Origin of the sequence: Streptomyces sp. NPDC048331, assembly GCF_043201215.1 — a bacterium.
Taxonomy (GTDB): domain Bacteria; phylum Actinomycetota; class Actinomycetes; order Streptomycetales; family Streptomycetaceae; genus Streptomyces.
Window position 1 is genome coordinate 14,866 of sequence record NZ_JBICYT010000034.1, and the last position, 22,295, is coordinate 37,160.

20 protein-coding genes are annotated in these 22,295 nt (G+C 72.6%); 9 read left to right on the forward strand and 11 right to left on the reverse strand.

The window, feature by feature from the left end; all coding sequences use genetic code 11:
- Nucleotides 1-24: 24 nt before the first annotated feature.
- The 3 genes from ACGFYY_RS33430 to rsmH form a co-directional block, all read right to left on the reverse strand.
- Nucleotides 25-2,049, reverse strand: coding sequence for a peptidoglycan D,D-transpeptidase FtsI family protein (locus tag ACGFYY_RS33430; protein ID WP_393715191.1), 2,025 nt, complete (start codon nucleotides 2,047-2,049; stop codon nucleotides 25-27).
- A gap of 93 nt (nucleotides 2,050-2,142) precedes the next feature.
- The gene (locus ACGFYY_RS33435; protein WP_393715193.1) at nucleotides 2,143-2,691 is read right to left on the reverse strand and encodes a hypothetical protein; all 549 of its coding nucleotides are present in this window, start codon (nucleotides 2,689-2,691) and stop codon (nucleotides 2,143-2,145) included.
- A complete protein-coding gene (gene rsmH, locus ACGFYY_RS33440; RefSeq protein ID WP_030724419.1) occupies nucleotides 2,688-3,617 on the reverse strand; it encodes a 16S rRNA (cytosine(1402)-N(4))-methyltransferase RsmH in 930 nt (309 codons plus the stop codon). The genes ACGFYY_RS33435 and rsmH overlap by 4 nt, the downstream gene beginning before the upstream one ends.
- Nucleotides 3,618-3,980: 363 nt before the next feature.
- Here rsmH and ACGFYY_RS33445 point away from each other — a divergent pair, with 363 nt between their 5' ends.
- The 4 genes from ACGFYY_RS33445 to ACGFYY_RS33460 all read left to right on the forward strand — a co-directional run bounded on the left by ACGFYY_RS33445 (nucleotide 3,981) and on the right by ACGFYY_RS33460 (nucleotide 9,529).
- A complete protein-coding gene (locus tag ACGFYY_RS33445) occupies nucleotides 3,981-4,595 on the forward strand; it encodes a beta-class carbonic anhydrase (RefSeq protein ID WP_393715195.1) in 615 nt (204 codons plus the stop codon).
- A 136-nt stretch (nucleotides 4,596-4,731) separates the two neighbouring features.
- Entirely contained in the window at nucleotides 4,732-5,742 is a 1,011-nt protein-coding gene (locus ACGFYY_RS33450) for a MoxR family ATPase (protein ID WP_202201930.1), read from the forward strand.
- Nucleotides 5,742-7,118, forward strand: coding sequence for a DUF58 domain-containing protein (locus ACGFYY_RS33455; protein WP_393715198.1), 1,377 nt, complete (start codon nucleotides 5,742-5,744; stop codon nucleotides 7,116-7,118). The genes ACGFYY_RS33450 and ACGFYY_RS33455 overlap by 1 nt, the downstream gene beginning before the upstream one ends.
- Nucleotides 7,115-9,529, forward strand: coding sequence for a transglutaminaseTgpA domain-containing protein (locus ACGFYY_RS33460; protein ID WP_393715200.1), 2,415 nt, complete (start codon nucleotides 7,115-7,117; stop codon nucleotides 9,527-9,529). The genes ACGFYY_RS33455 and ACGFYY_RS33460 overlap by 4 nt, the downstream gene beginning before the upstream one ends.
- 387 nt (nucleotides 9,530-9,916) lie before the next feature.
- Here the strand turns inward: ACGFYY_RS33460 and ACGFYY_RS33465 are convergent, their stop codons facing one another.
- The 3 genes from ACGFYY_RS33465 to ACGFYY_RS33475 are packed head-to-tail and all read right to left on the reverse strand — an operon-like array spanning nucleotide 9,917 to nucleotide 13,483.
- On the reverse strand, nucleotides 9,917-10,549 hold the full coding sequence (locus ACGFYY_RS33465) for a TetR/AcrR family transcriptional regulator (RefSeq protein WP_365276857.1): 633 nt from the start codon (nucleotides 10,547-10,549) through the stop codon (nucleotides 9,917-9,919).
- A gap of 29 nt (nucleotides 10,550-10,578) precedes the next feature.
- Nucleotides 10,579-12,675 carry a YhgE/Pip family protein gene (locus tag ACGFYY_RS33470; protein WP_393715203.1) on the reverse strand — a complete coding sequence of 699 codons (2,097 nt, stop codon included), beginning with the start codon at nucleotides 12,673-12,675 and terminating at the stop codon, nucleotides 10,579-10,581.
- Complete coding sequence (locus ACGFYY_RS33475) at nucleotides 12,647-13,483, reverse strand: ATP-binding cassette domain-containing protein (RefSeq protein ID WP_393715205.1); 837 nt, start codon at nucleotides 13,481-13,483, stop codon at nucleotides 12,647-12,649. The genes ACGFYY_RS33470 and ACGFYY_RS33475 overlap by 29 nt, the downstream gene beginning before the upstream one ends.
- Before the next feature lie 172 nt (nucleotides 13,484-13,655).
- On the opposite strand from ACGFYY_RS33475, the gene ACGFYY_RS33480 reads away from it, so the two are divergent.
- The 5 genes from ACGFYY_RS33480 (at nucleotide 13,656) to ACGFYY_RS33500 (ending at nucleotide 17,841) form a co-directional block, all read left to right on the forward strand.
- Nucleotides 13,656-14,150, forward strand: a complete 495-nt coding sequence (locus ACGFYY_RS33480; protein ID WP_365276865.1) for an SAV_6107 family HEPN domain-containing protein — start codon at nucleotides 13,656-13,658, stop codon at nucleotides 14,148-14,150.
- A gap of 73 nt (nucleotides 14,151-14,223) precedes the next feature.
- Nucleotides 14,224-14,982: a bifunctional 2-polyprenyl-6-hydroxyphenol methylase/3-demethylubiquinol 3-O-methyltransferase UbiG gene (locus ACGFYY_RS33485; RefSeq protein WP_030772886.1), complete on the forward strand. Its 759-nt coding sequence runs from the start codon at nucleotides 14,224-14,226 to the stop codon at nucleotides 14,980-14,982.
- A gap of 292 nt (nucleotides 14,983-15,274) precedes the next feature.
- Nucleotides 15,275-15,676, forward strand: coding sequence for a DUF3040 domain-containing protein (locus ACGFYY_RS33490; protein WP_301371672.1), 402 nt, complete (start codon nucleotides 15,275-15,277; stop codon nucleotides 15,674-15,676).
- 82 nt (nucleotides 15,677-15,758) lie between these two features.
- Nucleotides 15,759-16,385: a DUF4126 domain-containing protein gene (locus ACGFYY_RS33495; RefSeq protein WP_365276868.1), complete on the forward strand. Its 627-nt coding sequence runs from the start codon at nucleotides 15,759-15,761 to the stop codon at nucleotides 16,383-16,385.
- Between the two features lie 37 nt (nucleotides 16,386-16,422).
- Entirely contained in the window at nucleotides 16,423-17,841 is a 1,419-nt protein-coding gene (locus tag ACGFYY_RS33500; RefSeq protein ID WP_393715209.1) for a phytoene desaturase family protein, read from the forward strand.
- A gap of 16 nt (nucleotides 17,842-17,857) precedes the next feature.
- On the opposite strand, the gene ACGFYY_RS33505 is transcribed toward ACGFYY_RS33500, so the two are convergent.
- The 5 genes from ACGFYY_RS33505 to ACGFYY_RS33525 all read right to left on the reverse strand — a co-directional run bounded on the left by ACGFYY_RS33505 (nucleotide 17,858) and on the right by ACGFYY_RS33525 (nucleotide 22,273).
- Complete coding sequence (locus ACGFYY_RS33505) at nucleotides 17,858-18,736, reverse strand: hypothetical protein (protein WP_365276874.1); 879 nt, start codon at nucleotides 18,734-18,736, stop codon at nucleotides 17,858-17,860.
- Nucleotides 18,737-18,785: 49 nt separating this feature from the next.
- The gene (metF, locus tag ACGFYY_RS33510; protein ID WP_365276877.1) at nucleotides 18,786-19,700 is read right to left on the reverse strand and encodes a methylenetetrahydrofolate reductase [NAD(P)H]; all 915 of its coding nucleotides are present in this window, start codon (nucleotides 19,698-19,700) and stop codon (nucleotides 18,786-18,788) included.
- A 151-nt stretch (nucleotides 19,701-19,851) separates the two neighbouring features.
- The gene (gene thiE, locus ACGFYY_RS33515) at nucleotides 19,852-20,487 is read right to left on the reverse strand and encodes a thiamine phosphate synthase (RefSeq protein ID WP_393715211.1); all 636 of its coding nucleotides are present in this window, start codon (nucleotides 20,485-20,487) and stop codon (nucleotides 19,852-19,854) included.
- An 84-nt stretch (nucleotides 20,488-20,571) separates the two neighbouring features.
- Complete coding sequence (locus ACGFYY_RS33520; protein ID WP_365276882.1) at nucleotides 20,572-20,937, reverse strand: Rv2175c family DNA-binding protein; 366 nt, start codon at nucleotides 20,935-20,937, stop codon at nucleotides 20,572-20,574.
- Nucleotides 20,938-21,052: 115 nt separating this feature from the next.
- Nucleotides 21,053-22,273 carry an NAD(P)/FAD-dependent oxidoreductase gene (locus ACGFYY_RS33525; RefSeq protein ID WP_393715214.1) on the reverse strand — a complete coding sequence of 407 codons (1,221 nt, stop codon included), beginning with the start codon at nucleotides 22,271-22,273 and terminating at the stop codon, nucleotides 21,053-21,055.
- Between the last annotated feature and the right edge of the window lie 22 nt (nucleotides 22,274-22,295).

Here is a 22,295-nt window from a genome sequence, read left to right on the forward strand (position 1 = left end):
TGGCGGGCCGGCCTGGCTGGTGGGTCACTGACCGGGCTGCGGACTGGGCTGCGGGGCGGGCTGAGGAGCGGGCGCAGGAGCGGCGTCGTAGGTGACGGGGAGCCCGGCGGGCGCGGTTCCCGTGGGGGCCACCTGGAGGGTCTTGAGCGCGAACTCCATGACCTTCTTGTAGATGGGGCCGCAGATCTGGCCGCCGAAGTAGCTGCCCTTCGTGGGGTTCTGGATGGCGCAGTAGACGGTGATGCGGGGGTTGTCCGCGGGGGCGAAACCGGCGAAGGAGGCGGTGTAGCCCTTGTAGCGGCCGGTGGCCGGATCCACCCGGTTGGAGGTGCCGGTCTTGCCGCCGACGCGGTAGCCGGGGATCTTCGCCTTGGTGCCGGTGCCCTCCTGGTCGTCGACCACGGATTCGAGCATCTCGGCGAGGGTCTTGGCGGTCTCCGGGCTGATCACGCGGCTCTGCTCGGGGGCCGGGGCCGGGGTGAAGCGACCGTCGGGGCCCTTGGTGCCGCGTACGAGGGTCGGTTCGATGCGGACCCCGCCGTTGGCGATGGTGGAGTACACGGAGGCCGCCTGCATGGCGTTGAGGGAGAGGCCCTGGCCGAAGGGGATCGTGTACTGCTGGGAGGTGGACCAGTCCTTGGGGGCGGCGAGGATGCCGCGGGACTCGCCGGGGTAGTTCAGGCCGGTGGGCCGGCCGATGCCGAACTTGGTCAGGTAGGAGTGCAGGACCTCGTTGGCCTCGGGCTGGGTGGGTCCGAGCTGGCCGGTGGCCAGGATCGTGCCGATGTTGGAGGACTTGGCGAGGACCCCGTTGAGCGTCAGGTACCAGGTCGGGTGGTCGATGTCGTCCTTGAACAGCCGGTCGCCGCGGTGCAGTCGGTTGGGGACCTCGACCCGGGTCTCCGGGGTGGCCTTCTTCTCCTCCAGCACGGCGGCCATCGACATGACCTTGGCGGTGGATCCGGGCTCGTACACATCCTGGAGCGCGGCGTTGCCCATGGCGGCGGAGCGGGCGCGGGTCAGGTCGTTGGGGTCGAAGCCGGGGGCGTTGGCCATGGCCAGGACCTCGCCGGTGCGGGTGTCCTGGACGATGACGTAGCCGCGGTCGGCCTCGGACTTCTGGACCTGTTCGGCGATGGCGCTCTGCGCCGCCCACTGGATGTCCCGGTCGATGGTCAGCTCGATGTCCTCGCCGGGGACGGCGGGCTTCTCGTTGGAGTCGGCCGTGGGGACCTGGCGGCCGCCGGACTGGGCGTAGGTGATCTCGCCGTCCTTGCCGGACAGCTTCTTGTCGAGGGAGGACTCCAGGCCGCCGGCGCCCTTGCCCTCGGCGTTGACGTAACCCAGTATCCCGGCGGCGAGATCGCCGTTCGGGTACACGCGCTTGCTGCTGGTCTCCTTGAACACGCCGGCGAGGACGTTGGCGCCGGGGCCGTTGCTCCGCTTGTCGGCCGCCGCCTTGTCCGCGAAGACCCGCTTGAGGTCCTTGATCTGGTTCCAGACCTGGGGGGTCTGGCGCTGGGCGAGGACGACGTACCGGGAGTTCTTGGTGCTCAGCCGCTGGGTGAGCTCCTTGGCGTCCTTGCCGAGGATGGGCGCGAGGAGTGCGGCGGCCTGCTGCGGGGCGTCCGGCGCCTTGCTGTCCTGCGGGGTGAACATCTTCGGGTCGGCGGTGATGTCGTACGCGTCGACACTGGTGGCCAGGGCCACGCCCCGGCGGTCGGTGATCTCGCCGCGCTCGGCGGCCAGCTTGACGCTGGTGTAGCGGTTCTTGGAGGCGGCGGCGGAGAAGGCCGAGGCGTCGACGGCCTGCACCTGGAGCAGGCGGACCACGAAGGCCACCATGACGAGGGTCAGGCCGACGCCGACCAGGCGCAGCCGGGGCCGCGGGCTGCCGAGCCGGATCGTGTGCGGGGTACGGGGGCCCGTCGGCCGCCGGGTCGCGGGGCGCGAGGCGGGGCGGGCGCCGGCGGCCCTGGCCCGGTCGCCCGGCCTGGACGGCCTGGCCGGTCCGGGCACCCGCCGCCGGGGCGGCTCCTGCGGGCTCACGCGGCCACCGCCGGGGCGGGGATCCTGGGGCTCGGCCCCGGACCCCGCGCCTCGAACGCCGGCGAGGCCGGGTGGGAAGGGTGGATCACGGCGTCACCTTCCGGGGGTCTGGCTGGGCTGCGGGGAACCACCGGCCGCGGGGAGCGCGGCGGACGGGGCCGGCTGGGCCGGGGCCCCTGAGGCGGCCGGAGCCGCCGCCGGGGGTGCGGCCGAGGCCGCCGGGGCGGTCGGGGTGGGCGGCGGCGGGGCCTCGGCGACCGCAGGGCTGCCCGCGATCTTGCCGTCCTGGCCGATGAAGACCGGGCTGCCGCCGGGGACCAGGCCCAGTTCGTGCGCCCGGCGCTGGAGCGCGTCGGGTGCGGAGTAGGCGTCCACGTCGCGCTGCAGCGCCTGCTCCTCGTCGGTGAGGGCGGTGGTCTCCTTCCGCAGTTTGCTGAGCTGGAAGGAGCCTTCGTTCAGCGCCGAGTTCAGCAGCAGCAGGCTGATCAGGCCGCCGCCGAGCAGGGCCACGACCAGCAGGACGAACGGCATCCGGGCCGCCTGCCCGCCGGGGCGTGGGCGGGCCGGGCGGCCGCCGAGCGCCCGGCCGAGGCGGGCCGCCTGCCCGCGGGTCAGCGTGGCGACCTTCCCGGCCTTGGTCACAGTCGCGCCTCCCGGATGCGTTCGACACCGCGGAATCTGGCCGGGGCGGCCCGCCGGTTCTCGGCGATCTCCTCCTCGGTGGGCAGTTCGGCGCCGCGTGTGAGCAGCTTCAGCTTGGGCTGGTACTTCTCCGGCACCACCGGCAGTCCGGGCGGGGCCGTGGAGGTCGCGCCGGCCGCGAAGACCTGCTTGACGAGGCGGTCCTCCAGCGAGTGGTACGAGAGCACCGCGATCCGGCCGCCGACGGCGATCTTGTCCACCGCGGCCGGAATGGCCCGCTCCAGCCCGGAGAGTTCTCCGTTGACCTCGATCCGCAGCGCCTGGAAGGTGCGCTTCGCCGGGTTGCCGCCGGTCCGCTTGGCGGCCTGCGGGAGGGAGTCGCGGATCAGCTCGACCAGCCGGGCGCTGTTGGTGAAGGGCTCCTTCTCCCGCTCCCGGACGATCGCGGACACGATCCGCTTGGCCTGCTTCTCCTCGCCGTACTGGCGCAGGATCCGGACCAGCTCGCCGGGCGCGTAGCTGTTGAGGACCTCGGCGGCGCTGATGCCCGTCGTCTGGTCCATGCGCATGTCCAGCGGCGCGTCCTGCGCGTACGCGAACCCGCGGTCGGCCTCGTCCAGCTGCATGGAGGAGACGCCCAGGTCGAAGAGGATGCCCTGGACCGCCGGGATGCCGAGCCCGTCCAGGACCTCGGCGAGGTCGGCGTAGATCGCGTGGACGAGGGTGGCCCGGTCGCCGAAGGGCGCGAGTCGCTCGCCGGAGAGCCGCAGGGCCTCCTTGTCGCGGTCGAGGCCGATCAGGTGGGCCTCGGGGAACCGGGTCAGCAGGGCCTCGCTGTGGCCGCCGAGGCCGAGGGTGCAGTCGACGACGACGGCCCCGGGCCTCTCCAGTGCCGGGGCCAACAGGTCCAGGCACCGCTGGAGCATCACCGGAACATGTCGGGACTCGCTAGTCAAAGCGCCCTCTCAGATAACGGCGCGGCCGGCGTACGTACCACCTGGTTCCCGTATCCGCGACCGGCGCCGGGGAAGGTGGCGCCGGCCGGCCGGTGAGCGGGAGAGGGCCGGGCCGTACGTACGCGCCGCGCACGCGGAGTGTTCATCGGGGGCCGGGCGGCCGGTCAGGGCCGGGCTCCGGCCGGTTCGCGTCACTTTAGTGCAACGGTCGCCACGGTCAACGAACCGCCTCGCGCGCCGTGCGCGGCTCTCGGACCGAACCGGCAAATGCCGTGAATCACCCGGACGGCCGCCTCACGCCCACCCCTGTGGGGTAGCTCACAACAAGCCTCGTTGACGTTCTTTGTCCGCTCTCACGCGAGGCCACAACCCGCCGTGACCACTAACGTCGTACCCATGACGACTTCCGCATCCCTGCCTGCCGAGTCCGCGTCCGTGGCATCCGTCGGCGGATCCGTCACCGACCGACTGGTCGAGGCGAATCAGCGTTACGCCGCGCAGTTCTCCGATCCCGGCATGGACGCCCGCCCCGTCCTGAAGGTCGCCGTGGTGGCCTGTATGGACGCCCGCCTCGACCTGCACAAGGCCCTCGGCCTGGAACTCGGCGACTGCCACACGATCCGCAACGCGGGCGGTGTGGTCACCGACGACACGATCCGCTCGCTCACCATCAGCCAGCGGGCCCTCGGCACCCGCACGGTGATACTCATCCACCACACGGGCTGCGGTCTCGAGAACCTGACCGAGGACTTCCGGCACGAGCTGGAGGACGAGGTCGGCCAGCGTCCCGCCTGGGCCGTCGAGGCCTTCCGGGACGTCGACCAGGACGTCCGCCAGTCCATGCAGCGGGTCCGCACCAACCCCTTCCTGCCGCACAAGGACGATGTGCGAGGCTTCGTCTTCGATGTGCACACCGGGCTCCTGCGGGAGATCGATCCCAGCTCTTGAGTGACACGAGGCCTTAACGCCGTCAAGAATGCGGGGTGGCACCACCCGGGATCCCCCGGGCCGGTGTCCGTGTTTCGGGGTGGGCCGGTTCATGCGCCAAGGGCGTCGGCCCTGGGAAAGGGCCGAGGAGAACCAGGTGACGACGTACGACGACCGAGCGAGCCTCGCGGATCTGACCAGCACGGTGGAGCGGGTGCGCCAGTCGGTCGAGAGCGTGATCGAGGGCAAGCCCGAGGTCGTCCGCCTCGCGCTCACCGTGCTGCTCGCCGAGGGGCACCTGCTGATCGAGGACGTCCCCGGCGTCGGCAAGACGATGCTCGCCAAGACGCTCGCCAAGTCCATCGACTGCTCGGTCCAGCGCATCCAGTTCACGCCGGACCTGCTGCCCTCCGACATCACCGGTGTCAGCATCTACGACCAGCAGCGCCGCGAGTTCGAGTTCAAGCCGGGCGCGATCTTCGCGCAGATCGTCATCGGTGACGAGATCAACCGCGCCTCGCCGAAGACCCAGTCGGCGCTGCTGGAGTCGATGGAGGAGCGCCAGGTCACCATCGACGGCACGACCTACACGCTGCCCAGCCCCTTCATGGTCGTCGCCACCCAGAACCCGGTGGAGATGGAGGGCACGTACCCGCTGCCCGAGGCCCAGCGCGACCGCTTCATGGCCCGCGTCTCCGTCGGCTACCCCAGCCCCGAGGCCGAGCTCCAGATGCTCGACGTGCACGGTGGGGTCTCCCCGCTCGACGACCTCACCTCCGTCGCGCACTCCCACGAGATCGTCAAGCTCATCGAGGCGGTCCGCGAGGTCTACGTCGCCGAGCCCGTCCGGCGCTACGTCGTCGACCTGGTCTCCGCCACCCGCACCCACCCCGACCTGCGGCTCGGCGCCTCGCCCCGCGCCACCCTGCACCTGCTGCGCGCCGTGAAGGCCTCCGCCGCGCTCGCCGGCCGGGACTACGTCCTGCCCGACGACGTCCAGGCCCTGGCCGCGCCGGTCCTCGCGCACCGGCTGCTGCCCACCGCGCAGGCCCAGCTCAACCGCCGCACCGCCGAGCAGGTCGTCGGCGAGATCCTGCAGCGCACCCCCGTCCCGGCCGCGCACGCCCGCGGCGAGATGCCGCCCGGCGCGGGCATCCGGGGCTTCTGATGAGCGCCGGTGCCCCGCGCGGCGCCGGTGGCCCGGGGGACGGCGGCGGACTGCGCGCGTCGCTGTCCGGTCTGACCACCCGCGGCCGCTCGTTCCTGGCCGCCGGGACGGCCGCCGCGGCCTGCGCGTACGTGCTGGGCCAGGGCGAACTGCTGCGCGTCGGTCTGCTGCTCGCCCTCCTGCCGCTGATCTGCGTCTACGCCCTCCACCGCACCCGCTTCCGGGTCTCCGGCAGCCGCCGGCTGAGCCCGGGGCGGGTCCCCGCGGGCAGCGAGGCCCGCGTGCAGCTGCGCATGGACAACGTCTCCCGGCTGCCCACCGGCCTGCTGATGCTCCAGGACCGGGTGCCCTACGTACTGGGCCCGCGCCCGCGCTTCATACTGGACCGGGTCGAGCCCGGCGGCCGCCGCGAGGTGTCCTACCGGGTCCGCTCCGACCTGCGCGGCCGCTATCCGCTCGGCCCGCTCCAGCTGCGTCTCTCCGACCCCTTCGGGCTGGTCGAGCTGACCCGCTCCTTCAGCACCTACGACACCCTCACCGTCATCCCGCGCACCGAGCCCCTCCCGGTGGTCCGCCTGACCGGCGAGTCCAACGGCTACGGCGACGGCAGCCGCCGCTCCCTGGCCCTGGCCGGCGACGACGACGTGATCCCCCGCGGCTACCGGCGCGGCGACGACCTGCGCCGCGTGCACTGGCGCTCCACCGCCCGCTACGGCGAGCTGATGGTCCGCCGCGAGGAGCAGCCGCAGCGCAGCCGGGCCACCGTCCTGCTGGACACCCGGCGCCTGGCCTTCGACGGCGCCGGTCCCGACTCCGCCTTCGAGTGGGCCGTCTCGGCGGCCGCCTCCAGCCTGGTGCACGTCCTGGAACAGGGCTTCTCCGCACGACTGCTCACCGACACCGGCAGCTCGGTGCCCGGTGAGGGCGGCGGCGGTTTCTCCTCCGGCGGGCAGGAGTCCGCGGAGGCCGCCGGGCTGATGATGGACACCCTCGCGGTCGTCGGGCACTCCGACGGCGCCGGGCTCTCCCGCGCCTACGACGCGGTGCGCGCCGGCGGCAGCGGTGGCTTCGGCGGAGCCGGCGGTGACGGGCTCCTCATCGCCTTCTTCGGCGACCTGGACGACGTACAGACAGAACTGGCCGCCCGGATGCGTCAGCGCACCTCCGGCGCGGTGGCCTTCGTACTGGACTCCGCGAGCTGGGGCGGCGAGCCCGCTCCGGGCCATGCCGTGCCACCGCTGGAGGAGCGGCTGCGCAGGCTGCGCGACGCGGGATGGACCGCACTGGCCGTCCCGCCCGGGGTGGCCTTCGGGCAATTGTGGCGCCAGGCCGGGACCGCGCGCGTCGGTACGGGAACCTCCGGAGGTCGGGAATGAGCGGGCGGGCGAAACTGACGCTGTTCGCGGCACTGGCGACACTGTTCACGTCGTGGTCGCTGAACGCACTGGTGGACTCGCAGGCCTGGCTGCTCCAGGCGGCGCTGCTGCTCGCCGTGCAGAGCGCGGTGGGCGCGGGGGCCCGGCGGGTGCCGCTGGCCCGGACGTTGACCGTGGCCGCGCAGGCACTGGTGTCGCTGCTGCTGCTCGCGTTCCTCTACGCCGGCAAGGGCGAGTCCCACGGGGACGGGCCGCTGGCGTACCTGGTGACGGACTTCGGCGCACTGTTCGGTCAGGGCATCCAGGACGTGGGCGAGTTCGCCATCCCGGCCCCGCTGACGGACGGCATCAAGCTGCTGCTGGTGTCCGGCGTGCTGCTGATCGGGCTGCTGGTGGACATGCTGGCGGTGACCCTGCGCACGGCCGCCGCGGCCGGGCTGCCGCTGCTGGCGCTGTACTCGGTGGCCTCGGGTCTGGCGGGCGGCGGGGACGCCTCCTGGTTCTCCTTCCTGCTCGCGGGCTGCGGCTACCTGATGCTGCTGCTGTCCGAGGGCCGTGACCGACTCGCCCAGTGGGGCCGGGTCTTCGGCGCGGCCCCGCGCCGGGGCGCCACCGACTCCGGCCTCGCCAACGGGGCGGGCGGGCAGGCCACGGCTCCCGTGAAGTTCGGGCGGCGGATCGGCGCGGTGACCCTGGGCCTCGCGCTGGTGGTGCCGGCCGTGCTCCCCTCGCTCGGCGGCGGGCTGCTGGGCGGCACCCAGGACGCCGACGAGAGCGGCGACCGCGCGGGCGGGACGATCTCGGCGGTCAACCCGCTGGTCTCCCTGCAGAGCAACCTCAACGCGCAGGACAACCGCGTGATCCTCAAGTACCGGACGAACAGCCCGCAACAGGGCGAGCAGTACCTGCGGATCCTGGCCCTGGACGAGTTCAACGGCGTCAAGTGGGAGGCCTCCGGGCGGGCCCTGGTGGACGTGCCGGAGGAGCTGCCGGACCCGCCGGGACTCCGCGGCCCGGTCAGCCGTTCCGCCATCGAGGTCACCACCAGCGTCTCGGCGGCGGACTACTACACCCAGCGCTACCTCCCCATGCCGTATCCGGCGACGTCGGTGAACATCGGCGGCAAGTGGCGGTTCGAGCCGACCGGCCGGACCCTCGTCGGCGACCAGCTGGGCCGCGACAAATTCCAGAACGTCCAGGGCGCCGAGTACACGGTGCGCAGCCTGTTGCTGAAGCCGACGGCCCAGCAGCTGCAGAACGCCCCGGAGCCCGACCCGGCGGTGCAGGAGGAGTACACCAAGCTCCCGGACAACCTGCCGCCCGTGGTCGCCGAGACGGCCCGCCAGGTGACGCAGGGGGCGAAGGACGACTACACGCGGGCCGTGAAGCTGCAGGACTACTTCGCGGTGAACGGCGGGTTCCGCTACAACACGAAAACGGCCTCGGGCACGGGTCCGCAGGCGGTCGCCCGGTTCCTCGCCGACAAGGAGGGCTTCTGCGTCCACTTCGCCTTCTCGATGGCGGCGATGTCCCGCTCGCTGGGCATTCCGGCCCGGGTCGCGGTGGGCTTCACGCCCGGCGAGAAGCAGTCGGACGGCAATGTGAACGTGTCGATGCGCGACGCGCACGCCTGGCCCGAGCTCTACTTCGAGGGTGTGGGCTGGACCCGTTTCGAGCCGACACCCCGTTCCGGCATCAACATCCCGGAGTATTCCCGGGCACAGACCCCGGCCGCCCAGCCGTCCGCACCGGCGCCGCTGCCCTCGCAGAGCGCGGCTCAGCCCTCGACGGCGCCCTCGGCGACCCCCGAGTGCCCGCCGAACCTGAAGAAGCTCGGCGAGTGCGGGGCGGCCGCGGCCGCGCAGAACACGGGTGACGGTGGCGGGCCTTCGGTGACGGCGGTCCTCGGCTGGGTGGCGCTCGCGGTGGCGGTCCTGGGCCTGCCCCTGCTCCCGCTGCTGTGGCGGACCCGGCTGCGGGCCCGGCGTCTGGCGACCGGGGAGGTCCTGACGGCCTGGCGGGAACTGGGCGACACCGCCTGGGACGCCGGTGTGCTCCCGGACGAGGCGCTGTCCCCGCGCCGGGCGGCCGACCGGATCGTGGATCTGGGCCGCCTGGACCAGGAGTCCGCGGCGGCCGTGCACCGGGTCGCCGGTGCGGTGGAACGGGCCCTGTACGCGCCCCCGGGCGCGGAGGTCTCGTACCCGGAGCTGGCGGACGACGTCCTGCTGGCCCGGGCGGGCCTGCTGGCGTCCGCGGACCGACTGCCCCGGCTGCGCTCCCTGCTGCTGCCCCGCTCGGCGGCCCGCGTCTCCTGGGCCCTCACGGCCCGCCGGACGGCGGTGACCACGGCGGTGTCGACCCGCTTGACGACCATCCGCCTCCGACTCCCGCTGCGGAGCCGAGGCTGAGGGCAACGCCGGCCCGCCCGCGCACCGCGGGCCACCGCACGAACCGCACGAACCGCCGAACCCGCGGACGCGAACCCGTGGACGCGGAACGGCGAGGCTCGATCCCCCCGAGCCCCGCCGTTCCACGTACCTCTCCACCGGGTCGCCGATCCCCCGTCGTTCCCCCGTCCCGGTGACGGAAGGAGGCACCCGGTCCGCTCCGCAGCCCCGTGCCGGCGGTGCGGACCGGGTCTCCTGTCCGTTGCTCCCAGTCTGGCGTCCGCGCAGGTGGGAGCCCATCCGCGCACGTACTCAAATCCGTGCCTAGGTACGGATACTCAGCCGCCGCGGCCGGCCCCACCAGTTCTACGGGCCGGCGCGCCCGCGCGGCACCGCCGACCGGGGGGTTCAGCGGTTGCCGCTGACCCGGCCCCGCAGCAGCAGCGACAGGGCCGAGTGCACGTCGTCCAGGGACCGTTCGCTCTGGAAGGACTGCCAGTCCAGGGCGGCCACCAGCACCATTCCGACCATCGCGGCCGCCGTGAGCGGCACATCGATCTCGGCGCTCAGCTCACCGCGCTCCACGCCCTCGCGCAGCACCTTCTCCACGACGGCCACCGCCTCCTGCCGGACCACCATGAGCGTGGACTGCCAGGTGCGGTTGGTGCGCCACAGCTCGGCGACGTACAGCTGGGTGAAGGCCGGGTACCGGTCGATGAAGACGAGCCCCGCCCGGATCATCGCGTCGAGCGCCTCGACCCGGCTGCCGCCGCGGGCCTCCGTCTCCTCCGCGGCCGCCCGCAGCGAGGCCGTCAGCAGGCCGACGCCGTGCCGCAGCAGCTCCTCGAAGAGTTCGTTCTTGCTGGCGAAGTTGTAGTAGACGGTGCCCTTCGCGACGCCCGCCCGCTCGGCGATCTCATCGACCGTGGTCGCGGAGAAGCCCTGCTCGGCGATCAGGGTGACGGCCGCTTCGTAGAGCTTCTGCCGGGTGATCGCACGACGGCCCCCGCCGGTACCCGTACCGGTGCTGCTGCTTTCCATGGCGCTGATTGTCACAGGTCAACACGTCCCTACAGGCTCAGTTCCGGGTGCAGTCGGTCCATGGTCCACACCTGCTTGCCGCGGGCGGCGAGCGCGGTGAGGGCCAGGGCGCCGGCGGTGAAGGCCAGCAGGACCGCACCACCCTGCCAGACCGGGGCGAGGTCGCCGCCGGTGATGAGGCGACGCAGGCCCTCGACGATGTACGACATCGGCAGGTACGGATGGATCACGTTGAAGAAGTGCGGGCTGGTCTGGACGGGGTACGTGCCGCCCGCCGAGGTCAGCTGGAGCATCAGGACGGCCAGCACCAGGATGCGGCCGGCGGCGCCGAACTTGGCGTTCAACCACTGGACGATCGCCGCGAAGCAGCTGGTGACCAGCACCAGGAAGGCGATGGTCAGGGCGGGGTGGGCCATCTTCAGCCCGAGGCCGGACGCCCAGTGCAGGACGGACATCAACAGGGCCACCTGCGCCGTACCGAGGGCCGCCACGGGCAGCCAGCCGGCGAGGGCGACCCGCCAGGGTGAGGCGCCGGCGGCGAGGGCCCGCCGGTTCAGCGGGGCGATCAGCATGTAGGCGACCATCGCGCCGACCCAGAGGGAGAGCGGGATGAAGTAGGGGGCGAAGCCGGTGCCGTAGTTGGGCGCCTTGTGCAGGGACTGGTTGGCGAGCTGGACCGGGTCGGCCATGACCTGGGTGCGCGCGTCGCGCTGCTGCTGGTCGTAGTCGGGGATCTTGCCGGCGCCGTCGTGCAGGCCGCCGGCGAGTTCGCCGGTGCCGTCCACGAGCTTGTACATGCCGCCGTCGAGCTTGTGGGCTCCGTCGCCGAGCTTGCCGACGCCGTCGGTGAGGGCGCCGGAGCCGGTGGTGGCGGTGCCGAGTCCGGTGTGCAGCTGGGCCATGCCGGCGGACACCTTGTGGGCTCCGCTGTTGAGGGCGTTGACCTTGGCGACGGCCGCGTCGAGGTCGCCCGCGAGCTGGGGAGCCTTGTCGACGAGCTCGCGGGCCTTCTTCTCCAGGTCGGTGAGCTGGGTGCGGAGCTTGCCGACGTCCCCGTTCGCGTTCTTGACCAGGGCGTTGACGTCCCCGCTGAGCTCGGCGGCCTCGGCCGCGCTGTCCCGGACCTTCTTCAGGTCGGGGCAGGAGGCCAGGTGCGGTTCGGCGCCGGGGGTGACGCAGTGCTTGGTGTAGTAGGCGTCCGCGCCGGTCGCGGCCTTCTTGGCGGCGGCCGCTGCGGCCGGGGCCTTCTCGGCGAAGGTGCCGAGGTGGTTGTTGACCACCTTCGCGCTGTCGGCGACGAGTTCGGCGGTGTCCGCCAGGTTCTTGGGGTCCTTGACGAAGGGGCGGGCCTTGTCCGCGGCCCCGTTGACCTTGTCGGCCAGTGCCTGGGTACCGTCCGCGACGTCCTTGGAGCCGGTCTCCAGCTTGCCCGCGGCCGTGTTCAGCTTCTGCAGACCGCTGTTGAGCTCGCCGGACTTCTCCTGCGCCGTGTCCAGGCCGTCGGCGAGTTCCTTGGCGCCTTCCTGGGCCTTGCCCGCGCCGTCCTTGAGCTGGTCGGCGCCGTCGGCCGCCTCGGCGGTCTTGTCGTGCAGGTCGGAGAAGTTGACGAAGATCTTGTCGAGGAACTTCCGGGAGGCGTTGGTGGACGCCGCGGAGCGGACCTCGGCGAAGACGGAGCGCGAGATCGAGCCGACGATGTAGTTGTTGGCGTCGTTCGTGCGGACCTGGAGGGCCCCGGTGGTGGGGTCGTCGCCGGAGCTGGAGGCGATCTTCGCGCTGAAGTCGGCGGGCATGGTCAGGGTCAGGTAGTACGTACCGTTCTCCAGGCCCTCGGCCGCCTCCTTCGCGCTCACGTCGTGCCACTCGAAGGACTTCTTGCTGCCGTGCAGCTTCTTGGCTATCTCGGCGCCGGCGTCGAAGCGCTCCCCGCCGACGGTCGCGCCCCGGTCGGCGTTGACGAGGGCGACCGGCACCTTGTCGAGACGGCTGTACGGGTCCCAGAAGGACCACAGGTACAGGGCTCCGTAGAGCAGTGGCAGCAGGAGCAGCGCGACGAGAGCGGCTCGGGGCAGCTTCCCCCGCCCGAACCGCTTCAGCTCAAGCGCGGCCAGCTTCGGCGAGCGCATCGTCCGCCCCCTTCGTGTCGTCGTTCGCGGAGTCGTTCTTCGAGTCGTTCTTCGGGGCGCTCCCGGAGTCGTCCTCCCCGTCGTTCCCGGAGTCGTCCCCCGCGTCCGGCTCCTCGGGGGAGGTCCGCAGGACGACCGCGTCGGAGGGCGCCTCGCTGCACACCGCGAGGACGGTGATCCCGCGGGCGGCGACCGAGCGGAGCAGGTCCCAGGCCTCGGCACGTTCGGTGTCCGACAGCTTGAGGTCGAGGTCGTCGAGGGCGAGCAGTCCCGGGGAGCCCAGCAGGGCGATGGCGACCGACAGCCGTACGGCCTCCAGGCGTTCCAGGTCCCGTACGGAGGTCCGCTCGCCCTTGGGCAGCGTGGCGAGGTCCAGTCCGGCGGCCTCCAGGGCGGAGGCGATCCGCGCCTCGGCGGCGGCGCGGCGCTCGGCCCGGGGCCTGAACATGGCGCGGACCGGAGCGCCGTAGTGGCGCTGGAGCAGGGCGCCCTCGCGCAGTTGTTCCGCGACGGTGAGGGCCTGGTCGAGCTCGTTGACCCCGGAGACCGGGCCGAGTGCGGTGATCCGGCGGACCGCCGTCATCCGCTTCGGCAGCCGGTGGCCGCCGACCTCGGCGTGGCCCCGGGTGGGTTTCATCCGCCCGGTGAGGGCCAGAAGCAGACAGGTACGGCCGCTGCCGGAGGGGCCTTCGACCGCGATGAGCGAGCCTGGCGCCGCGTCGATGCCGACCCCCCGGAAGGCCCAGCCGCGCGGGCCCTTGAGTCCGAAGTCCTCGGCCTTGACGGCCGCGCCGTGCGGGCTGTCCACACCGTCCCCCTTCTTTTTGAACTGACCGGTCAGTTCAAAAACTAGCATCCTTCTTCGCACCAGGTGCGCAGGAGGGGGCAGTTGCCCGGTTCGTGACCGTAAAAGCCCAGGTCAGCGCAATTGTCAGTGGGGCCCGTCACGATGGGGGCAACGCATCGACAGGAGGTTCGTCATGGCCACACCGTCCCCGTCCCCTGTCCACCCCGTCCTGCGGAAGTCGACGGCCCCACCGGCCGCCCTCGACCTGCTCGCCAAGGCCCACAGCGGCCTGGCCGAGGCCGCCCGGCTGACCCGCCCCAACGAGCGCTACGCCACCGCCCACCTCGCCGCGCTGCGCACCGCCGCGGCCGTGCTCGCCGCGCGCGCCCGGCCCGAGCCGGTGAACCCGCGGCGGCGGCCCCGGATCCGCAGCGCGTGGGAGGTGCTGCCGGAAATAGCCCCGGAGCTGACCGAGTGGAGCGCGCTCTTCGCCTCCGGCGCCGCCCGCCGGGCCAAGGCGGAGGCGGGGATAGCGGACGCGGCGAGCCCCCGGGACGCGGACGATCTGGTGCGGGCGGCCTCGATGTTCCTCCGCCTGGTGGAGCGGATGCTCACCGTCCGGACACCACCCCAGCCCCTGGGACAGACCCTGCCCCCACCACGCCCGGAGCATCCGGACGCGGGATGAGCTGCCCGGCGGCGGAAGGCAATAGGGTGGGCCAGGACCGCTCACCCTTTACCGCGCCGAGGAGCCATCAGCCGTGTCGGACACTTCCCGCCCCCGTGCCTCCCTCCGCACCGCCGTGGTGTGGGAGGTCCTCAAGGAGGCACTCGACCGCCGGGTGAAGGCGACCGGGCGGGACGTGCTGGACGTGCTCGACACCGGGGGCGGCACCGGCAAGTTCGCCGTGCCGGTGGCCCGTCTGGGCCACCGGGTCACCGTGGTCGACCCCAGCCCGAACGCGCTGTTCGGGCTGGAGCGCCGGGTGGCCGAGGCCGGCGTCGCCGATCTCGTCCGCGGCGTCCAGGGCGACGCCCAGGGCCTGTTGGACGTCGTCGAGCGGGACGCCTACGACGTGGTCCTCTGCCACGGCGTGCTGGAGTACGTGGACGACCCCGCGGAGGGTGTGGCCAACACGGTGGCCGCGCTGCGCACGGACGGCACGCTCAGCCTGCTGGCCGCCGGCCTCGGCGGGGCCGTGCTGGCCCGCGCGCTGGCCGGGCACTTCACGGAGGCCCGTACCGCCCTGACCGACCCGGCCGGCCGCTGGGGCTCCGGTGATCCGGTACCCCGTCGCTTCACCGCCGAGCAGCTCTCCGAGCTGGTCGGCGGCGCCGGCCTCGCGGTCGGCGCGGTCCACGGCGTACGGATCTTCGCCGACCTCGTGCCCGGCGTCCTGGTGGACACCGAGCCCGGCGCCGTGGAGGCGCTGCTGCGTCTGGAGGAGGCCGCGGCCGAGCTGCCCGCCTTCCACGCGGTCGCCACCCAGCTGCACGTCCTGGGTGAGAAGCGGGCCTGAACTGCGACCTTCCGCGGGCGGAGTCGGCCGCACACCCTCCGATCCGCCGGTCGGCCCCGTATGATCAGGTGCAGGACCGGCATGGTGGACGGACCATTGGGGAATAAGGGCCTCAGTGACCGCCCCCTCGGCGGTACGGTTTCACGCAGCGCCTTCATCGGCTGCGTCATTTCTGAGTCGTGTCCTTTTGGAACGCGGCACAGAGGGCGGGTGTCACGGGGGCGATTCCCCGCCTATCCTGAAGGGGACCCCTGGTCGCCACCCCCGCGACCGACGGATGAGGAGGACTCCCGTGCCGCTCTCGGAGCACGAGCAGCGAATGCTCGAGCAGATGGAGCGAGCGCTGTACGCCGAAGATCCCAAGTTCGCGACAGCGCTTGAGGGAAGCGGACTGCGTACGTATACCCGGCGACGGGTCTACCAAGCAGTCGCAGGCATTGTGGTGGGTATCGCGCTCCTCATGACCGGTGTGATCATTCCGAACGTGCTCTGGATCAGCGTGGTGGGTTTCCTCGTCATGCTGGGATGTACGGTCCTGGTGGTCACCGGTTGGCGCAAGGCACCCAAGCCTGGCGAGCAGCCCGTCTCCGGAAGTACCGGCGGTCCGGCCCGTGGCCGGAACCGCCAGCGTCGGTCGATGATGACCCGTATCGAGGAACGGTGGCAGCGCCGCCGTGACGAACAGGGGCACTAGCCCCCGACAACGTGGGTGAGGGGATGGCCGCCGTGCGGCCGTCCCCTCACTTTTCTGCGTTCCCGTACGGCATGATGATCCGATGAGTGTGCTCCCCCTGGTCTTCACCAGCGGCTGGGCCAGTGGGATCAACGCTTACGCCGTGGTCCTCCTGCTCGGCATCTTCGGCCGCACCGGCCTGACCGACGACGTCCCCGCCTCCCTGCAGCGCACGGACGTGCTGATCGTCGCGGCCGTGCTGTTCCTGTGCGAGGCGATCGCCGACAAGGTCCCGTACATGGACTCGATATGGGACACCGTCCACACGGTGATCCGGCCCGTGTCCGGTGCGGTGATCGGTGCGCTGCTGGCCGGGCAGACCGGGTCGCTCCCCGAGATCACCGCTGCCGCCGTCGGCGGCTCCACGGCGTTGGCCAGCCATTTCGTCAAGGCCGGCACCCGGATGGCGATCAACACCTCGCCCGAACCCTTCACCAACGTGGGGATGAGCATCGCCGAGGACCTCGGTGTGGCCGGGCTCGTCACCTTCGCGATGTTCCATCCCGAGGCCGCCGCGATCATCGCCGCCGTGCTGCTGGCCGCCGGACTGGCCATAGTGGTCTTCCTCTGGAGCCGGATCCGCCGCTTCCTGCGCCGCCGCGCCCAGCGCCGCGAGGAGAAGCGGCTGGCCGCCGAGGTCCGCGAGACCACCGGAGCACCACCCCGCTGACCACAGCGCCCCCACCTGGGTCGATAGGCTCGGCCGCATGGCACGAATTGCGGTGATCGGCGCCGGCATGGGCGCGATGGCGACAGCGGCCCGGCTGGCCGTGGCGGGGCACCGGGTGACGGTGTACGAACGCGGGACGACCTACGGCGGATCCGTGGGCCGGTACGAGCGCGAGGGCTTCGTCTTCGACACCGGCCCGGGGCTGCTGCACCTGCCGGCCGTCTACCGCGACCTCTTCGTGAAGACCGGCAAACGGCCGCTGGAGACCTGCGTCGACATGGTCCAGGTGAACCCGGCCGTCCGGCACGTCCTCCCCCACCACGGCATCGACGTCACCCTCCCCGGCGCCTCGCACGGCGGTGTCGCCGCCGCCCTGGAATCGGCCTTCGGCCCGGGCGCGGGCGAGCGCTGGAACGCCGTCCTGGGCCGCGCCCGCGACGCCTGGGACGCCACCCGGCGCCCGTTGCTGGAAGAGCCCCTGCGGCCCGGCGCCCGCCGGAGCCTGGGCGAGGACCCGTACCCGGCCCTGCGCAGGAGCGGTCTGCTGCGCCGCCGCCCGCCGACCCTCGCCGAGGTGGCCGACCGGGAGCTGGGCGGCGCCCTCGCGGAGCTGCTGACCGGCCTGGTGCGCGGGTACGGGATCGACCCCACCACCGCGCCCGCGTCGGCGGCCGTGCTGCCTTACATGGAGCAGACCTTCGGAAGCTGGTACGTGCGCGGGGGGATGCGGGCGCTGGCCACCGCCGTGTACGAGCGCTGCCTGGAGCGCCAGGTGGCCTTCGTCTTCGGGGCGGAGGTCCGGGAGGTCCTGGTCTCGGACGGTCGGGCGGCCGGTGTGCGGCTGGCCGACGGCACCGAGGCGGCCGCCGACACCGTGGTGTGCGGGATCGACCCCCGGCAGCTGCCGGCCGGTTCGCCGCCGTGGCCGTCGGACGCGGTTCCCGCAAGCGGGGACGGCGTACCGGGACGGATCACCCTGCTGCTCGCCTTGCGCGGCGCCCGCCCCGCCACGGCCGTGCACCGGACGGTCGTCCACGCTCCCGGGACCCAGGTCACCGTCATGCGTCCGGACGATCCGGCCACCCGGCCCGACGAGGAGCACGAGGCGGTCACCGTGAGCGCCGTACCCGGCCCCGGCACCTCGGAGCCCACCGAGCTGCTGAACCTGGCGGAGAAGGCCGTACAGGGCCTGCGGGAGCGGCTGTTGTGGCAGGAGGTGCGCACCCCGACCGACGTCGAGGCGGCGACGGGGGCGCTGGGCGGCGCGGTACCCCCGCCCGCCCTCGCGGGGGCCGGGGGTCGACTGCTCCGGCCGGCCAACACCACGGACCTGCCCGGGCTGTACCTGGCGGGCGGCTGGGCCCACCCCGGCGGCGGGCTGGCGCACGCCGGGATGACCGGAGCCCTGGTGGCCGGACTGATCGTGGAGGGCGCGGAGTTCCGCGGCTCCCAGTGACCGGCGGTGGTGGGCGTCAGTAGCGGTACTGCTCGTACCCGCCCTGCTGGGGGTACGGGTACTGCTGCGGCTGCTCGCCCTGGTCCTCCATCGGGTAGGACTGGCCGGCCCCGTCGGTGGACCGCTGCTGCGGGACCCAGACCCCGCCGGGCGGGGTGTCCGTGGAGTACTGCTGCTGCCCGTAGTCGGCGTACGGGGTGTAGTCGTACGGCTGGGGCGGGGCGACGCCGCCGCCGGTGCCGATGTACGGGTCCGAGTAGGCGGCGTAGACCTGCTGCTGGTCGCCCGTCGGGTAGCCGCCCGAGTAGTCGTAGCCGCCCTGGTTCTGCTGGTCGTAGTACGCCGCGTACTGGTGGGCGTCCTGCTCGGCCGTGGTGAAGGGCGAGGCGAAGGCCGCGGTCCGGTCGACCGCGGGCGGCGCGAAACTCTGTATCCCGTAGGAACCGGTGTCCTCGGGTACCGGCTCGGTGTCGTAGACCACCGGGGGCGCGTCGCGGAACGGCCGCTCCTCCGTGGCCCCGTCCCGGTCCTCGGATCCGGACCTGTCGGTGTCCTCGTACTCCAGCGCGGTGACCTGGAGGGCCGGTTCCGCCTTGGTGCCCGAGCCCCGACGGCGGCGTGTCCGGCGTACCGGCTCACCGCCGCGGCGCAGCGCCCAGCCGGCGACGAAGCCCTTGCGGAAGGACAGCGTCACCAGGGTCTGGCCCAGGGCGAACGCCAACGCGCCGGCGCCGATGACCGGCACCGACGGCAGTATGACGCCGGCGACCACGCCGAGGAAGCCGGCGAAGGCGAGCAGGCGCCAGCGGAGCCGGGCCTTGTACTGCATCAGGACCTCGGCAAGCAGCCACAGCGCGACGAAACCGAACGCGATGTAGAGGACCGTCATTCCCATGCATGGCCCCTCTCGGTACGGCCGCCGGCGCGGGAACGGGGACGGCCGCTCAGGCCCGCTGGTGCAGGCCCAGGTTCTCGTAGATTTCGAGAGTCGCCGTGGAATTGTTGAGCGTGATGAAGTGCAGCCCCGGGACACCCTCGGACAGCAGCCGCGCGCAGAACTCCGTGGCGAACTCGATGCCAATGGAGCGTACAGCGGCCGGATCGTCCTTGACGGCGAGCATGCGCTCTTTCACGTCCTCGGGGAAGAGCGCGGTGCTGAGTTGCGGCAGTCGGTCGAGCTGCTTGATACCCACAACAGGCATGACCTCGGGGATGATCGGGGTTTCGCAGCCGGCCTTCTCGACGCTGTCGCGCAGCCGCAGATAATTCTCGGGATCGAAGAACATCTGGGTGATCGCATAGTCCGCGCCCGCACGGCACTTGTCCACGAAGTGCCGGATGTCCGTATCCCAGTCGGTCGATCGCGGGTGCATCTCGGGGAAGGCCGCGACGCCGACGCAGAAGTCTCCGGACTCCTTGAGCAGCCGCACCAGGTCGGCGGCGTAGTGCACGCCCTCGGGGTGGGCCACCCAGTCGGCCATCGGGTCACCCGGCGGGTCTCCGCGCAGGGCGAGCATGTTGCGGATCCCGGCGTCGGCGAACTGGCCGATGACGTGGCGCAGCTCGGCGATGGAGTGGTCCACGGCGGTGAGGTGCGCGACGGGCGTGAGGGTGGTGTCCGCGGCGATCTCCTGGGTGGCCTTCACGGTGCCGCCGCGGGTGGAGCCGCCGGCGCCGTAGGTCACGGAGACGAAACTCGGGGATACCGCCTCGACCCGGCGCAGGGCGTTCCAGAGGTTGCGTTCGCCCTTCTCGGTCTTCGGGGCCCAGAACTCGAAGGAGTACGAGCGCCCGGACGCGAGGAGGTCGCGGACGGTGTGTGCACGGTCCGACCAGGTGGAAGCGGTACCAGAGGCCATGGGGGCAGGTTAGACGTGGCCCGGCGGACGCCGAAGCCTTGTCCGCCTTTTGGACACGTTTTTGGACACCTGTCGGGCCTGCTCCGGCCGGAAGACGTCCGTACGGGGTACCGCGACCGCCGCGATCGCCCGTCGTCCGGGCGGACGGGACTCAGCCGAGGCGGGCCCGGACCCGCTCGGCGAGCTCCGCCGCGGCCGCGCCGGGGTCGGTGGCCTCGGTGAGGGCGCGGACGACCACGATGCGGGTGGCGCCGGCGTCGAGTACCTCGTCCAGGTTGGAGCCGTCGATGCCGCCGATGGCGAACCAGGGCCGCTCCTGCTCCAGGGAGGCCGCGTACCGGACGAGGTCCAGGCCCGGGGCGTGGCGGCCGGGCTTGGTGGGGGTGGGCCAGCAGGGGCCGGTGCAGAAGTAGTCCACGCCGGCTTCGGCGACGGCCGCGTCGACCTCGTCCTCGGCGTGGCAGGACCGGCCGATCAGCACCCGCTCGTCGAGGATGGCGCGGGCCGCGGGGACGGGGATGTCGCCCTGGCCGAGGTGCAGGACGTCGGAACCGATGGCGTGGGCGACGTCGGCGCGGTCGTTCACGGCGAGGAGCTTGCCGTGGCGGCGGGCGGCCTCGGCGAAGACCTGGAGGTGTTCGAGCTCCTCCCCCGCCTCCATGCCCTTGTCGCGGAGCTGGACGATGTCCACGCCGGAGGACAGCACGGCGTCGAGGAACTCGGGGAGGTCACCCTGGCGCTTGCGGGCGTCCGTGCAGAGGTAGAGCCGGGCGTCGGACAGCTGCATGGGTGGTACCCCCCGTGGTGGACGCGGTGTACGGGCCGGGCCGCGGCCCGGCCCGTACACCGCTGTGGAGCGAAAGCGATCAGGTCAGAGGGCGAGCGCCTGAGCGCGGCGCTTCACCTCCGTGCCGCGATTCTCGCTCAGCGCCTGCACAGGGGTGCCGGGCAGGGTCGGATCCGCGGTGAAGAGCCATTCCAGGATCTCCTCCTCGGTGAAGCGGTCGTCGCGCAGCACGGTCAGCAGACCGACAAGGCCCTTGACGACCTTGTCGCCGTCGATGAAGGCGGCCGGCACCTGGAGGGAGCGGTTCTCGCCCCGGCGGACGGCGATGAGCTGCCCTTCCTTGACCATCTGGCGGACCCGGGTCACCTCGATGTTCAGCATCTCCGCGATGTCGGGGAGGTACAGCCATGAGGGGACAAGGGCATCGATCTTTGCGTCAATCTCGGTCACAGGCACAAGCCTGCCATCTCGGCTCCGCCGCCGGTACCTGAGCGACCCCGTCCGGGTCCCACCCCCGACCATCCGGCCCCGCCGGCGCCCGGGAACGGAGGGACGGCCCGGCCCGTCAGGCGGTGGCCGACTTCAGCGGGGTCCCGGGATCCGCGACCTTGGCCGGGTCCACCGGAACCGCCGTCTCGATCAGGCGGCGGCCCTGCGCCAGGTCCCGCGGCCGCCCCACGGCCAGGACGGCGACCAGCGCGCCCTCGCGCAGCCAGCACGCCGACCAGGCGGGGCCGGCCGGGTCCCCCCGCAGGAGCAGGGTGTCGGCCCCACCGTGGTGGCCCGCGTACTGGACGAAGCGACCGAACTGCTCCGACCAGAAGTACGGCACCGGGTCGTACACCTGGGCCGGTTCCCCGGCCAGGATGTTCGCCGCGACCGCCCGGGGCCCCTGCAGGGCGTTGTCCCAGTGGTGCACGAGCAGCCGCGTCCCGTACCGCCCGGAGGGGAAGGAGGCGCAGTCGCCGACCGCGTACACCCCGGGCAGCGAGGTCCGCAGGTACGCGTCCGCGGTGATCGAGCCGTCGGAGCCGCGCTCCACGCCGGTCCCGTCCAGCCATCCGGTGGCGGGGCGCGCACCGATGCCCACCACCACCGCACCGGCGGGCAGGGCCCGCCCGTCCGCCAACAGGACGCGCCCTTCCTCGATCCCGGCGACCTTCGCCCCGGTGATCAGCTCCGCGCCGGCCTCCTGGTACCAGCGCGCCATCGGCTCGGTGACCTCGGCGGGCAACGCCCCCGCCAGGACCCGGTCCGCCGCCTCGACCACGGTGACCTCGCAGTCCGCCTCCCGGGCGGCGGTGGCGAACTCGGCGCCGATCCAGCCCGCCCCGACGACCACGGCCCGGGGCGACGCGGCCAGCACCGGGCGCAGCCGGGCGGCGTCGTCCAGCGTGCGCAGCAGGTGCACGCCCGGCACGTCCTCGGTGCCGGGGACGGTCAGCGGCTCCGCGCCGGTGGCCAGCACGAGGGTTCCGTACGGGACCGGTCCCCTCTCGGTGTCCAGCTCGTGGACGGCGGCACGCAGTCCGGTGACCTCGACGCCGAGCCTGAGGTCGATGTCGAGGCCTTGGAAGTCCACGTCGAAGGCGGAGTCCTCGGCCTTGCCGAGGAGTACCGCCTTGGACAGCGGGGGCCGGTCGTAGGGCTGGTGGGGTTCGGCTCCCAGCAGGGTCACGGGGCCGGTGAAGCCCTGTTCGCGCAGGGCCACGGCGGTCTGCACGCCGGCCATTCCGGCGCCGACGATCACGACGCCGTGCTGATTCTGTTCCGTCTGCTCGCTCACGCCGCCACCCTAATCACCTGAC

Bases quoted from the DNA above. Each gene is read 5' to 3' on its own strand.
- rsmH (WP_030724419.1), bottom strand. From the start codon at position 3,617: ATGCTCCAGCGGTGCCTGGACCTGTTGGCCCCGGCACTGGAGAGGCCC.
- ACGFYY_RS33455 (WP_393715198.1), top strand. From the start codon at position 5,742: ATGAGCGCCGGTGCCCCGCGCGGCGCCGGTGGCCCGGGGGACGGCGGC.
- ACGFYY_RS33460 (WP_393715200.1), top strand. From the start codon at position 7,115: ATGAGCGGGCGGGCGAAACTGACGCTGTTCGCGGCACTGGCGACACTG.
- ACGFYY_RS33465 (WP_365276857.1), bottom strand. From the start codon at position 10,549: ATGGAAAGCAGCAGCACCGGTACGGGTACCGGCGGGGGCCGTCGTGCG.
- ACGFYY_RS33470 (WP_393715203.1), bottom strand. From the start codon at position 12,675: ATGCGCTCGCCGAAGCTGGCCGCGCTTGAGCTGAAGCGGTTCGGGCGG.
- ACGFYY_RS33480 (WP_365276865.1), top strand. From the start codon at position 13,656: ATGGCCACACCGTCCCCGTCCCCTGTCCACCCCGTCCTGCGGAAGTCG.
- ACGFYY_RS33495 (WP_365276868.1), top strand. From the start codon at position 15,759: ATGAGTGTGCTCCCCCTGGTCTTCACCAGCGGCTGGGCCAGTGGGATC.
- ACGFYY_RS33500 (WP_393715209.1), top strand. From the start codon at position 16,423: ATGGCACGAATTGCGGTGATCGGCGCCGGCATGGGCGCGATGGCGACA.
- ACGFYY_RS33505 (WP_365276874.1), bottom strand. From the start codon at position 18,736: ATGGGAATGACGGTCCTCTACATCGCGTTCGGTTTCGTCGCGCTGTGG.
- metF (WP_365276877.1), bottom strand. From the start codon at position 19,700: ATGGCCTCTGGTACCGCTTCCACCTGGTCGGACCGTGCACACACCGTC.
- thiE (WP_393715211.1), bottom strand. From the start codon at position 20,487: ATGCAGCTGTCCGACGCCCGGCTCTACCTCTGCACGGACGCCCGCAAG.